At 35.6% G+C, this 13,405-nt stretch carries 11 protein-coding genes; 3 read left to right on the forward strand and 8 right to left on the reverse strand.

Going from position 1 to position 13,405, the window contains the following annotated elements:
• Positions 1 to 62: 62 nt before the first annotated feature.
• Both BXY58_RS16190 and proS read right to left on the reverse strand, forming a co-directional pair.
• The gene (locus tag BXY58_RS16190) at positions 63 to 1,388 is read right to left on the reverse strand and encodes an OmpA family protein (protein WP_120214917.1); all 1,326 of its coding nucleotides are present in this window, start codon (positions 1,386 to 1,388) and stop codon (positions 63 to 65) included.
• 160 nt (positions 1,389 to 1,548) lie between these two features.
• Complete coding sequence (proS, locus tag BXY58_RS16195) at positions 1,549 to 3,024, reverse strand: proline--tRNA ligase (RefSeq protein WP_120214918.1); 1,476 nt, start codon at positions 3,022 to 3,024, stop codon at positions 1,549 to 1,551.
• A 126-nt stretch (positions 3,025 to 3,150) separates the two neighbouring features.
• On the opposite strand from proS, the gene BXY58_RS16200 reads away from it, so the two are divergent.
• Positions 3,151 to 4,218, forward strand: a complete 1,068-nt coding sequence (locus BXY58_RS16200) for a prolyl-tRNA synthetase (protein WP_229728432.1) — start codon at positions 3,151 to 3,153, stop codon at positions 4,216 to 4,218.
• Positions 4,219 to 4,250: 32 nt separating this feature from the next.
• Positions 4,251 to 5,681 (forward strand): OmpP1/FadL family transporter, encoded by a 1,431-nt coding sequence (locus tag BXY58_RS16205; protein WP_185140481.1) that lies wholly within the window; start codon positions 4,251 to 4,253, stop codon positions 5,679 to 5,681.
• Between the two features lie 47 nt (positions 5,682 to 5,728).
• On the opposite strand, the gene rsgA is transcribed toward BXY58_RS16205, so the two are convergent.
• The 4 genes from rsgA to BXY58_RS16225 all read right to left on the reverse strand — a co-directional run bounded on the left by rsgA (position 5,729) and on the right by BXY58_RS16225 (position 9,571).
• Positions 5,729 to 6,655, reverse strand: a complete 927-nt coding sequence (gene rsgA, locus BXY58_RS16210; protein WP_120214919.1) for a ribosome small subunit-dependent GTPase A — start codon at positions 6,653 to 6,655, stop codon at positions 5,729 to 5,731.
• Between the two features lie 205 nt (positions 6,656 to 6,860).
• Positions 6,861 to 7,943 carry a chorismate mutase gene (locus BXY58_RS16215; RefSeq protein WP_120214920.1) on the reverse strand — a complete coding sequence of 361 codons (1,083 nt, stop codon included), beginning with the start codon at positions 7,941 to 7,943 and terminating at the stop codon, positions 6,861 to 6,863.
• A gap of 476 nt (positions 7,944 to 8,419) precedes the next feature.
• On the reverse strand, positions 8,420 to 9,145 hold the full coding sequence (locus BXY58_RS16220; protein ID WP_120214921.1) for a hypothetical protein: 726 nt from the start codon (positions 9,143 to 9,145) through the stop codon (positions 8,420 to 8,422).
• Positions 9,146 to 9,352: 207 nt separating this feature from the next.
• Entirely contained in the window at positions 9,353 to 9,571 is a 219-nt protein-coding gene (locus BXY58_RS16225) for a hypothetical protein (protein ID WP_120214922.1), read from the reverse strand.
• A gap of 275 nt (positions 9,572 to 9,846) precedes the next feature.
• On the opposite strand from BXY58_RS16225, the gene BXY58_RS16230 reads away from it, so the two are divergent.
• Positions 9,847 to 11,628, forward strand: a complete 1,782-nt coding sequence (locus tag BXY58_RS16230; protein ID WP_120214923.1) for a helix-turn-helix domain-containing protein — start codon at positions 9,847 to 9,849, stop codon at positions 11,626 to 11,628.
• Here BXY58_RS16230 and BXY58_RS16235 read toward each other — a convergent pair.
• On the reverse strand, positions 11,576 to 12,070 hold the full coding sequence (locus tag BXY58_RS16235; RefSeq protein ID WP_120214924.1) for a hypothetical protein: 495 nt from the start codon (positions 12,068 to 12,070) through the stop codon (positions 11,576 to 11,578). The genes BXY58_RS16230 and BXY58_RS16235 overlap by 53 nt on opposite strands.
• A gap of 125 nt (positions 12,071 to 12,195) precedes the next feature.
• Positions 12,196 to 13,278, reverse strand: coding sequence for a DNA polymerase III subunit gamma/tau (gene dnaX / locus BXY58_RS16240; RefSeq protein ID WP_120214925.1), 1,083 nt, complete (start codon positions 13,276 to 13,278; stop codon positions 12,196 to 12,198).
• Positions 13,279 to 13,405: the final 127 nt, after the last annotated feature.

Below are 13,405 nucleotides of genomic sequence, written 5' to 3' on the forward strand. Positions count from 1 at the left end.
CACAAACAGACAATAAAAAAACTGCCATATCATTGGCAGTTTATATACAATCGAAATTAAAGTTACTTTACAAATCTTACAGCTGTTTTCCTGTCAGATTCTCTTTCTTTATCAGACGCTTCAGCAGGAACAGTAGCGAATTTGGAGCCATAACCTTCCGCTTCTACAACCTGTGCAGAATTCAAAGCAGATTTAACTGTATTTGCTCTGTCACCAGACAATTTTAGATTGGTATTAGCATCACCTTTTTTATCTGTGTACGCACCGATTTTAATCTTAGCATCTGGAAACTCAGTCAAAATCATTTTCAAATTATCCAGCTGAACCTGAGATTCTGGTGTTAAAACTGCTTTACCAAATTCAAAATTGAGGTTATCAAAATTGAACCATCTATCTTTTAACTGCGCTTCATTTGCATTTTTATAGTCATCAGACTTCAGAAAAGTTACAATTTGGTCTTCGATTCCTCCTTTGTAAGCCTGAAGTGTTTTTCCACTTGGCAAAGTTACAACGGTTGTTTCCCTGGTTACAGCAACAGTATCTCCTGCAGTATTGGTAGAATCTGTAACCACCGTTGTAGAATCAGTCATTGCTACTGGTACAACATCAGCCTTTTGATTGCATTGCTTCCAGAAAAACCAGCCTAATAACAGAAGCAGTAGTAATGGTAACAACCATTTCCAGATGCTTCCTCCGGAATCGTTATCAGAAACAATCTCATGAGTTGTGCCGCTTCTCGTTACATCAATTTTCGGAGTCTCTGTCACCACCGGATTTTCAGTAACAGGCGTTGTTGGATTAACATCAACGATTGGGGTTTGATTAGCTTCCGGAATGACATTCAGAGGTTCCGCATCTACACTTCCAAACCAATTACCTAAACCTAATGATGCAAAACTAAATCCCGCAGGTAATAACGATGTTAGATTGGCTTTTTGGTCATTTAATAGATTACCAAAAGAAACTGTATCCAGATTGTGCTCTGTTGCATATCGCCCGAGATTGCCCACTGTAGCTGCGGTTACTAAATTAAGTAAGGAAGTTGTAGAATCTTCTTTGATGCCTGCAAAAGTTGAAACCGAATTTGTGATTGCTGCCAGCTTATCGCCATCTCCAAAAATCAATGAAAGAATTTTCGATATAACAGAATCATTTCCATTGAGGTTTCCTAAAAGATTGGATAAAACCCCGGAGGACGCCGAATCTTTAACAGTACTGAATAATTCTGATTGTGCATTGCTATTGACAAAACCGCCAATAACAGCAGGTAATAATGCAGAAATTGCTTTTGAAATACCCGATTCGCTCTCTCCAAGTTGTGTTGCTGCCTGAGAAACTGTAGAAGGTCCCAGCTGACCTTTGATCAGGTCGATTAAGTTAGTTGACATAGTAGTTTATTTTGTGATTAATCTCATAATATTACCAAATATTAATCCACAATTTTTGTAGAATAATGATTTTAATAAAATTTTAACAGCAGCAAGGTGAATAAACTTTATGACAAAAAAAGAAAACCGCCACATTCACAGCAATGAGACGGTTTTTATATTAATAAGATTTTGCAAATACAACTCTTTGTTTGGATGGTTTTCCTGAAATCAGTGAAACGCCATCTTCAAGGTCATTATTCAGCGGAATACATCTGATAGTCGCTTTTGTTTCTTGTTTGATCTGTTCCTCTTCTTCTTCGGTTCCGTCCCAGTGAGCGAGAATAAATCCTCCTTTTTCTTCCAGAACTTTCTTAAATTCATCATAAGAATCAACTTTTGTGATATTTTCTTCACGGAAAGTCAAGGCTTTGTTATAAATATCTTTCTGAATTGTTTGTAATAATTCTTCGATATAATTTTCCAGTCCATCAATAGAAACAGATTCTTTGGTTAAATTATCTCTTCTGGCTAATTCCACAGTTTTGTTTTCCAAATCTCTTGGTCCCATCGCAATCCTCAAAGGAACACCTTTCAATTCATATTCAGCAAATTTCCAACCTGGTTTGTTCTGTGTATCGTCATCGAATTTAACCGAAATTCCTTTCGCTCTTAATCTAGATTGAATATCAAAAGCTACTTCGCTGATCTGTGCCAATTGCTCTTCTCCTTTGAAAATCGGTACGATCACAACTTGTATCGGCGCCAACGTTGGAGGCAATACCAACCCAAGATCATCGGAATGTGTCATAATCAAAGCTCCCATTAATCTGGTCGATGTTCCCCAAGACGTTCCCCAAGCGTGTTCTATTTTTCCTTCTCTTGTCGTGAATTTGACATCAAATGCTTTCCCGAAGTTCTGACCAAGGAAATGTGAAGTTCCAGCCTGCAAAGCTTTGCCATCCTGCATCATCGCTTCGATACAATAAGTTTCGTCTGCTCCTGCAAATCTTTCAGAAGGCGATTTAATCCCTCTGATAACCGGAATAGCCATAAAATCTTCCGCAAATTTGGCATAGACTTCAAGCATTTTTTCAGTTTCTTCAACCGCTTCATCTTTTGTAGCATGAGCCGTGTGACCTTCCTGCCAAAGGAATTCAGCAGTTCTAAGGAATAATCTCGTTCTCATTTCCCATCTCACAACATTCGCCCATTGATTAATCAAAATCGGCAAATCTCTATACGACTGGATCCAATTTTTATAGGTATTCCAAATAATGGCTTCGGAAGTTGGACGTACGATGAGTTCCTCCTCTAATTTAGCTTCCGGATCAACAATCAATTTTCCAGGATTTTCCGGATCATTTTTTAATCTGTAATGCGTTACTACAGCACATTCTTTGGCAAAACCTTCCGCATTTTTTTCTTCGGCTTCGAAGAGACTTTTGGGAACAAAAAGAGGAAAGTAAGCATTCTGATGTCCGGTTTCTTTGAACTTCTTATCCATCTCGTCACGCATCTTCTCCCAAATAGCGTAACCATAAGGTTTAATTACCATACATCCTCTAACGCCTGAATTTTCTGCTAAATCTGCTTTAACAACCAATTCATTATACCATTTGCTGTAATCTTCCGCTCTTGATGTTAACTTTGCCATAAATTTTTTTGATATAATTTTTTAACTTTTTTTAATCTTTTTAATCTAAATAAAAAGCCTAATTTTACACGTATTTATAAAATTTATCTGGTATAAAATTTGGTTTCTTTTAAGAAATGCAAATATATGAAACTTAATACTTCTCATAAAATGAAAAATATCAACAATACTAGCTTTTTAAATCTAATCAAATCAAAAGGTTTGATTCTGATTTCCAGCAGTCTTCTCTTGACTTCTTGTGTGATCTATACTGGTGGTTATTCAGAAACTGATGGTGTATATTATGATCCTAACAAAGATTCTTTGCCTGCAGGTTCATATTCTGGCAATTATGGTAATCAGGTTGATGATTATTATAATTATCAAGATACCTATCCAAGCATCTATGATAATAACCAACAAAACCTTCAGGACCAGCAGAATAGATACAACTTAGCCAATGATTCTGATTGGGGAAGCTATACGGGAACAGAAACCAACTATACCAGCTTCAACAATTGGGGTTGGGGCGGAATGGGATTTGGCTGGGGAGGTTATGGTAGCTGGGGTTACCCTTATTACGGTTGGGGATGGAACGGCGGCTTTAACTCTTTTGGCTGGGGCTTAGGTTTCGGCTGGGGATGGGGAAGCTCATTCTACTCACCTTGGGGTTGGGGCGGAGGCTTTTATGATCCATTCTGGGGATATGGTTATGGTGGCTGGGGAGGCTACTATGGCGGATATTACGGTAACGGATGGAACCACTACAGACCGATTTATAACAGATCCGGATACAATGGAAGATTATCTGGCATGATACCTCAAAGCAGAACCAACGGTTTCCGTGGAATAAACAGTACCAGCGGTTTCCGAAATTCTACTCGTATTGCTAACGGAAACAACAATGGCAACATCAGAAACCAAGGTAATATAAGAATTCCTAATAACGGGGGTATCAGAACTTATCCTAATGGTGGTAATATTAGACAGAATAATGGCGGAATAAGAACTCAGCCTAATTATCCTAGCAATGGCGGAATCAGAAATAATGGTGGAATCAGAACGCAACCAAATAATGGTGGTTTCAGAAATGAATCATTTTCTACACCTTCCAGATCAGGTGGTAATTCCGGTGGATTCAATTCTGGCGGTGGTTTCAGATCCGGAGGTTCATCTGGCGGCGGTATGAGATCCGGCGGTGGCGGAAGAAGATAATATTTTATAATAAAAATACATTTAAATTAAAAATGCTAAAAAAAACATTGTTACTGCTGAGCATTCCTGTTTCTTTTATCTATCTTAAAGCACAGGATGTTTCAGTAATTACAAATACAATTGATGTTTATTCTAATAACTCAATCAATGGAACCTCGAAATATAACTCTATGGCAGGATCTATGGGAGCATTGGGTGGTGATATTTCTTCATCTTTTGTTAACCCTGCCGGCGTTGGAGTTTTTATTGCAAGTGATGTAAATCTTACTTTAGGCATCAACAGTAATAAAAATACTACTACTCTTGCCGGATCTTCAATAGGTTATAAAATCAATTATTCGGATTTAAACAACTCTGGTGGTGTTTTATCTATCAATCTTGGTGATAATTCAAAATGGAAGTTTATAAATGTCGGTTTCAACTATAATACGCAGTCAATCGATAATTATATTGAATCTGCAGGTAACCCCAATATTCAAATATCAAGTAATCCAATTACAGGAACTCCAGCGAATTATTCTTATGTAGGGCATGCTTATAATAGAACTGGTGATATTTCTAAAACTAACTTCACGGTAGGTGCCAATTATGATAACCGACTTTATTTTGGAGTTGGTCTTAACTTTCATAATTCCTATTTAGATCAGGATGACAAAGCGGCTTTTCAAAGCGGTAATGCTATTTCCACTTTTGACAAACAATACACACGGTTCTCAGAGCACTCCAATGGCTTTTCTGCAAACTTTGGAGTAATTGCAAAAGTGAACAATCAATTCAGATTAGGAGCTGCAATAGAGACGCCTACTTGGTGGAATCTTGATAGAATTTATAATCAATACTATAAAGAAGATAATTATTTTGACACATATTCAGAAGACCGAAATTTATCTACTCCAATGAAGGCAACTTTAAGTGCTGCCTTTGTTCCAAATAAAAATTTCGCTTTGAATGTTGACTTCATTCAAGGAATCACAAAACCGAAGTATAAGGAATATGGCGGCGCAGAGCAGGAACTCAATGATTTTTTCAGTGATTCCTATAAAAATTCTTCCGAAGTAAGAGTTGGTGCAGAGTATAGAATTCAGGCTTTCAGATTAAGAGGTGGTTATGCTTATCAGGGAAATAGTTTTGACAATATGTCTATTTCTAGTTTTAATGATAATGGTTCAACTTCTAATCAATCCTATTCTAACCTTTTTATCGGAAAAAGAAATGTGATTGGTGCTGGTATTGGATATGACTTCCAAGCATTTTATATAGATGCTTCTTACCAGAATATTTCATCAACTTATTCTAATCCATTTTTATATGGTGTTAAGACTAGTATTGATCCAGAGCCATATCAGTCGTCCGGATATTACTCTGACCCGGGTGGGACTGAGCTTTTGAGCAGTTCATCAGCTGTTTCTAAAGTGAAAAATAAAAGAGATAATTTCTTTATTACATTAGGTTGGAAATTCTAAAATCCAATTTGATATAAAACTAAAATCCTACAAATGTTGTAGGATTTTTATTTTTGATTAATTTCTTCCGCTTCTTCCATTAGCTTGAGATAAGTGGAATATCTGGTTTTTTCTATTTCGCCCGTTTCCAAGCCTTCAAGAACAGCACATTTGGGTTCGTTGATGTGCATACAATTATGGTATTTACAATCTCTACCTTTTTGGAAAATCTCAGGAAAATAATGTTGAATTTCTTCTTTCTCTACATCTATCATCGCAAATTCCCGGACGCCTGGCGTATCGATTACTGAACCGCCGAAATCCCAAAAGTGCATTTGAGCAAATGTGGTCGTATGTTTTCCTTTGAGTACAGATTCTGAAATTTCACCTGTTTTAATGTGTAAATCTGGCTGTAAAGCATTCACCAAAGTAGATTTTCCGCAACCGGAATGTCCGAAAAAGACCGAGGTTTTATCTTTTATTTTTTCAATCAAAAGATCAAGATTCAGTTTTGAATAGGAAGAAATTTGAAGTGTATCATAACCAATATTCTGATACATTGCTTCGATGTTTTCTACGATTTCTTTTTCATCATCGTTCAACGTATCCATTTTGTTGAATAAAATCAATGGGGAAATATTATACGCCTCGCAACAAGCCAAAAATCTATCCAGAAATCCTAAAGAAGTCTCAGGGAATTTCAATGTGTAAATAAAACAGGCCACATCAACATTAGAAGCAATGATATGTGCTTCTTTGGAAAGGTTGACCGATTTTCTGATGAGATAATTTTTCCTCTGGAAAATCTTGGTAATCCAGGCGACGTCATCTTGCTCCAAAGAAAATTCTACCTCGTCTCCTACCGCCAATGGATTGGTAAGACGTGTTTTGATTAATTTGAATTTCCCACGGATTCTGGCTTCATAGATTTGTTTTGTTTCAGATTCTAAAACCTGATACCAGCTTCCGGTTGACTTGATGATGATTCCTTTCAAACAGTAGAATTTTTGTATTGGGCAAATTTAGAAATTTAAAGTTAGCCTCAACCAAAAAAGAAGCTAATAATTTAGCTTCTTTTGTTTCTTTTATTAAAACAGAGAATCTTATGCAGCCCGACTTGAACGGAGCTCATTTTTTGCAGCGGGAAAAGCCTAGGCAAAAAATAGCGGGAGTGGAAGGCGGATTAAGCTGCCCAAATAATTATTTTCTGTCGATCATAATATTGTTCTGCACCTCGATACTTTCCTCGTGGATGGCTTTAAACACTTTTTCTATGAATTCCTGAGACATTCCTGTTTCAAATGCTTTCTGAGTCGCGTATTCCGTAATGACTTTCCAACGTTCCGGCTGGAAAATAGCAATATTATTTTCCTTTTTCAACACCCCAATTTTTTCTGAAATCTTCATTCGTTGGGATAGCAATTCTATTAGTTGAAAATCCAAGTCACTGATGAGCGTTCTGTGTTTTCCCATATCATCCTCGTAGCCGGAAATATCGGAGTTACGAATCTGAAGATTATGTATCATTTCTGCCAAAACTTCCGGCGTAATTTGCTGTGCTGCATCGCTCCACGCATTATCCGGGTCACAATGGCTTTCGATAATCGCACCCTGGTAACCCACGTTGAAAGCTTCCTGCGCAACGCCTGCTAAACCAGTTCTGTTACCACAAATATGTGAAGGATCTATGAACAAAGGAATATTAGGGAATTGATTTTTAAAATCTAAAGCAATCTGCCAGTTCGGGATGTTTCTGTATTTGGTTTTTTGGTAAGTTGAGAAACCTCTGTGGATGGCGCCGATATTTTCTACACCTTGACCCAAAAGTCTTTCCAAAGCACCAATCCAAAGCGCCAAATCTGGATTAACCGGATTTTTTACCAAAACTGGTTTGTTGGTTCCTCTCAACGCTTGAGCAATTTCCTGAACCGTGAATGGGTTAACCGTAGAACGCGCGCCAATCCAAAGAATGTCTACATCTGCTTCCAATGCTGCAAAAACGTGGTGTGCATTCGCAACTTCTGTTGCCGTTTTGAAACCGAATTCTTCTTTTACTTTTTTTAGCCAGTTAAGACCGATTACCCCTACTCCTTCGAAACCGTTTGGTTTGGTTCTTGGCTTCCAAATCCCTGCACGGAAAGCTGAGATTTCTGCACCACTTTCTTTCAGTCTTTTAGCTGTTTCTAGCATTTGAGATTCGCTTTCTGCACTACAAGGACCTGCAATAATCATTGGGTTTGCGAAGTCTTGTATCCAATCGTTCTTTAAATCGTTTAAGTTCATATTTTTAATTTTATATAATTTTAAATTAATGCAATAGTGTATCTGTTATAAATCTTGATTTATAATTCCTTTTCAAAAAGTACCGTTAAAAAAATTTTAAATGCGTTACGGATTTGAAATTGTCCGCCTTTTTTTGAGAAAGAAATTCAGTTAGCTAAACCAATAAAATCGGTAATAGGTTCTGAAATTTCCGTAATAAAATCCAAAAAAGCTAAATAATCTGTCAAAAGAAATGACAGATTCGGAAGTTGTAAAATATGGAAATTGGTTTGATTCCATTTTATAAATCCTTTATTAGAAGACTTTTAGCTTGTTTTGATTAATATTTTTCTTCGTACGTTGAAGAATTCTTGAACAAATATATAAATTAATATCAAACTGAGCTTAATTCTAAGACAAAAATAAAAGCAGACTTTAATCTGCTTTACTAAATTTTAATTCAACATTTGATTTTTACATAGAATCTGCTTTAACAATTACTGCGTTTGATTTGAAACTTTATGAATATTTATGTTGACTTTCCCATTAGTCAAAACACCTAGATTAATCGGTAGAACTCCAGAGGTATTAACTGCAAAAGTTAATGTATCTCCACTATTGAGATGTACCAATGAAGTTAGTGTTGTAGAAGTTACAGGAACAGAAGCAATTGTAATAATACCTACAATATTAAGCCTGATACCATCAAAGACTTTTTCATCCCACACTGTAGATCCGTTTTTTAAGATCCCTAACCTTTTTCCTCCCAAAAGATCAAGATCAACACCGGCAGTAAGCTGGAACTCATAAGTGACAGCATAGACACCAGATTGTTGAGCTGTGAAAACTCCAGTGTTGAAAAGCAAAGGATTTCCCAACTTTGTATCGTTGGCACCTGTAAGATTGACTTTGTACCAAGAATTACCTAATCCCAAATCCAATAGAGACCAAGAGCCTGTTTTCGAAGCATAGTAAGCCTGATTATTAAATAATATGTCTGCGCTAATCTGCCTAACCTCGAAATCCCCGGTAGTCGCATTTTTATCCAAAATTAAAATCACCTGATCACTCGTAGGATAAGTTGAAACAACTGGCAAAGTTCTTATTTTAAGATTTCCGTTGATATCAAGAGTTGATTTTGGGGTCGATGTATTGATCCCGACTTGTGCGTATGCAATATTCGTTAATACAAAAACAACGAACAATAAGAAGTGTTTTTTCATGAATTTCGTATTAAATATTATTATTAAAAGTTATAAATGCCAACCATCTAATACTTTCTACTAATTCCTATTTGGAATGTTTTCCGTTCCAAGACTCTCTCTTCTTTATCCTATTTAAGTTCTCAAATAATTATATAGTTTTCAAGGTTATTAGTTTTTTTTAATTGTTGGTTTTTTGGACTGACCATAAAACCAACAATTATTGCACTACCATTGGTGTCCGTTCCTTGGAGGTGGATCACTTAAGGTTGGTTTACTGGCTGCATTTGTACTATCCACTTGTGTACTATCGCTGCCTCTTTTATAAATTAAATTGGGTTCATTGTCAGGATTAATATTTGATGCTAGATCTTCTTCCTGCGCTCTGCAAGAATTTGCAATTATTAAAATTGTTGCTGTTAAAATAGTTGAGATAAACTTTTTCATTATTAAAATTTTTGAAGGTTATCCCGGCCGGTTATTTAGAATTCTGTTATCAAATCTATTGACAATCTATTGCTTTAAGAAAGAGTAATGGTGCTTATTTAGAAATAAGCACGTGACACAATATATGATTAACAATATTTAAACGATTGATTTTTATCACAATAAAATTCTCAATCATAATATTAAATTTTAAATATTTTCAAATAGAATATATTTTAGAACAATTTTTGGTTTAAATTAGATTCATAAAACTTAACCATTAATTTTGAAGAGATATGAAAAAAATCTATTTCATAATTGCAATACTAACATTTGCACTCTTCTTTTCCCAGAAACAGAAGCTTAGTGATTACTATAAGTTCAAGAAAAATTATGAAAACTATCCTGAAAATGATGTTAGGGCTTTTGATTATCTTAACAGATATATAAAACTGGCAAAAGAAAACCAAGATTACGTAACGCTTATCCAAGGCTATAAGGATGCAGTCTTTTATTCTCCTTCACCCAAAGACAAACTGAAATATGCTGACAGCACAATAATAGCTGCAAACCAAACCCAAAATGCTGAGATAATCAGTGATGCTTATTTGGGTAAAGGCATCATTTATTATTTCAACTATAAAAAATTTAAGCCTGCTTTAGATGAATATATAAAAGCTTATGAATACTCCGAAAATACCCAAAATGATTATCTGAAAAATGAAATCCTATATCATCTTGGCACAGTTAAAAGTTATTTGGGCTATTATGATTCTGCTTTGGTACACTTCAACCAGGCTAATCAATATTTCCAACAAAATCTGTTGGTATCCGCTCATCCTAATGTTATATTCAACAATAAAAAAGGCTATTATAACAGTTTACACAGGATTATCGTCTGTCAGAGGCATTTGAAACATTATAAAGTTCTCGATTCCTTGATTAATATAGGGTTGTTCCAGACACAAAATAATCCTGACTATCAACAGGAATATGGTTATTTTCTAAAGGAAAAAGGTATCGAAGCGTTCCGAAAAAAGCAATATCATAACTCTATTCATCTTTTGCGAAAATCAATCAAACCGATTATTCATATTAATGATTTTGCATGGGCAACGGTGGATTATTTCTATACAGGAAAGTCTTATCAGGCATTGAATAATTCTCCAAAAGCGATTATCTATTTCCAAAAAGTAGATTCGGTTTTTCAAAAACATAATTTCATCCTTCCAGAACTCCGAGACAGTTATGAAACGCTCATTGATTATTATAAGGATAAAAATGATAGCGAGAAAGAACTCTATTATACCAAACAGCTCCTAAAAGCGGACAGGATTATTACTAAAGATTTCGCTTATCTGTCGTCAAAAATCCATAAAGAATATGATACAAAAATCCTGCAGGAAAAACTTAAGGAAACGACTTCCTGGGGCGTTTGGATTGTTGTAAGCTTAGCTTGTATTGCAGCAATGTTGATGTTGCTTCTTATTATGAAAGAGCATAATGAGAAAAAAGCAAAAATAAACTACAAGATCCTGGAAGAAAAATTATTGACCAGCATCTACACAGCCGCAGAAAAAAAGAATATACAGATTATCGATGAGAAATTAGAGACCGAAAAATGTCCACTAAATGAAAATCTGATCGAAAATATCCTGGCAAAATTAAAATGTTTCGAAGAGAAAAACGGATTTATAGAAAGTGGTTTAACCATCAACAAATTAGCCCATAAGTTGCGGACCAACTCCACTTATCTGTCTCAGATTATTAATGATCACAAAGGAATGAATTTCAACAGGTATCTGGGAGAACTTAGAATTAATTATATCACAAACAAATTATACACGGACAAGATATTCCTGAGCTATAAGATAGAAACTTTGGCAGAAAAATGCGGCATTGCTTCCAGAACCAATTTTTCAAATCTTTTCACAGAAATCAATGGGATGCGCCCAACTGAATTTATCAAGAAAAGACAAAATGATGTTCAACAGAATGAGAAATCCAATATTATTAATATCCAATTTAAGTCAGATCAAACTTCATCAGGTCGTCTAAATCTCTCAAAAGAGGATTAATCTCAGCAAATTTTTCAAAAATTTTGCGCTTTGTCATTACCTCCTTTTTAATCGATAAATCTGTTTTATAATCGATTTCAAATTTAAAATTATTGACCTTGTGCCTAAAATGGTTAAAAAACTCTGGACTGACTCTATCAAATTCTGATTTAGCAAATTCTGATGAGTATTTAACCGTTACCTGGTTCTCATCTGATTTTTCCATCCTAAAGCTGCTGATGGCATTGTAAAGAAAGGTATTGGTTTTCGCTGTATTTTTTAGAAAAATATCCCATTCCCTATCAAGATCAGTTTGAGAAAAATGATTCGATGGAAGGTTTTCATCTTTGATTTCTGCGAAATCATCTTTCTTGATTTCCTCTTTTTTCTCTAAAGCAGCTTTGATGCTGAACTGCGAATTGGAAGAGCTTTTGGCAATCGGTTCAGAAGCTTTCTGAATCACTTTTTTGGGTTCTTCAAAAACGGATTTTACCGGTTCAGGCTTGGATTCAGCTTGAACTTTTGGTTCTGTAGAAACAGGTGGTTTATTATCGGAAATTAAATTAGCCTCAAGAAGTGGCGCTAATATCAGGAACTTTTTTTTTTAGCTTCCAAACCTGCAGTCAGACTTGACAATTGCATCAGCGCAATCTCCACAGTCAATCTTGGATTTTTGGAATTTTTATAATTGATATCAGCGAAATTACAAATTTCAATCCCATCAATTAATTGTTGAGCCGACCATTTCTGAGATTGTTCAGCGAATTTGGATTTCGTTTTTTCTCCAACTTCGATAAGATTCAAAGTTTTAGGATTTTGAGCCATCATCAGATCTCGGAAATGATTCCCCAATCCGGCAATGAAAATATGCGGGTCGAAACCTTTCTTAACAATCTCATCAAAAGCGGTCAAAACACTTGGAATATCATTTTCTTTAGCTAAGTCAACAATCTTCAGATATTGGTCATAATCCAGAATATTAAGAACTTCAGCTGCTTTCTCAAGTGTAATATTTTTTTGAGAAAATGTACTTAGTCTGTCAAAAATAGACAAAGCATCTCTCAAAGCACCATCTGCTTTCTGAGCAATCAGATAAAGTGCATCATCTTCGTAAGTGATGTTTTCCTTCTCCGCAATTTTTCTCAGATGTTCCTGAATATCTTCAATCGTGATTCTCTTGAAATCATAGATCTGACATCTGGAAAGAATCGTAGGAATAATTTTATGCTTCTCAGTAGTCGCCAAAATAAAAATAGCGTGGGCAGGCGGTTCTTCCAGAGTTTTCAAAAACGCATTGAAGGCAGCCTGAGACAACATATGAACCTCGTCGATAATATACACTTTGTATTTACCAACCTGAGGTGCAAATCTCACTTGATCAATCAGTTCACGAATATCGTCAACAGAGTTATTGGAAGCCGCATCTAATTCATAAATATTAAATGCAAATCCGTCATCATCCGCAGCGCCAGATTTTTCATTGATTTTTCTGGCAAGGATTCTGGCGCAAGTTGTTTTACCAACACCTCTTGGCCCGCAGAAAAGCAATGCCTGAGCAAGTTGACTTTCATCAATTGCGTGCTCCAAAGTATCTGTAACGTGAGATTGTCCAACAACAGTGTCAAACTCTTGCGGACGGTACTTGCGTGCGGATACGATGAAATTTTCCATTGCTCAAAAGTAAGGATTAATTGTGAATTTTGGAAATGGTTTTTATTTTTGTGAGAATATTTTTTGAACACAAAGTCCGCAAAGATTTTATTAATTATTGAAATATTTTAAAGTTCGCAAGGCGCAA

The sequence above is a fragment of the Epilithonimonas arachidiradicis genome (genome assembly GCF_003610695.1).
GTDB lineage: Bacteria > Bacteroidota > Bacteroidia > Flavobacteriales > Weeksellaceae > Epilithonimonas > Epilithonimonas arachidiradicis.

Coding starts and splice junctions, on each gene's coding strand:
- BXY58_RS16220 (WP_120214921.1), bottom strand. CDS start 9,145: ATGAAAAAACACTTCTTATTGTTCGTTGTTTTTGTATTAACGAATATT.
- BXY58_RS16205 (WP_185140481.1), top strand. CDS start 4,251: ATGCTAAAAAAAACATTGTTACTGCTGAGCATTCCTGTTTCTTTTATC.
- BXY58_RS16230 (WP_120214923.1), top strand. CDS start 9,847: ATGAAAAAAATCTATTTCATAATTGCAATACTAACATTTGCACTCTTC.
- BXY58_RS16225 (WP_120214922.1), bottom strand. CDS start 9,571: ATGAAAAAGTTTATCTCAACTATTTTAACAGCAACAATTTTAATAATT.
- BXY58_RS16190 (WP_120214917.1), bottom strand. CDS start 1,388: ATGTCAACTAACTTAATCGACCTGATCAAAGGTCAGCTGGGACCTTCT.
- BXY58_RS16200 (WP_229728432.1), top strand. CDS start 3,151: ATGAAACTTAATACTTCTCATAAAATGAAAAATATCAACAATACTAGC.
- BXY58_RS16215 (WP_120214920.1), bottom strand. CDS start 7,943: ATGAACTTAAACGATTTAAAGAACGATTGGATACAAGACTTCGCAAAC.
- proS (WP_120214918.1), bottom strand. CDS start 3,024: ATGGCAAAGTTAACATCAAGAGCGGAAGATTACAGCAAATGGTATAAT.
- dnaX (WP_120214925.1), bottom strand. CDS start 13,278: ATGGAAAATTTCATCGTATCCGCACGCAAGTACCGTCCGCAAGAGTTT.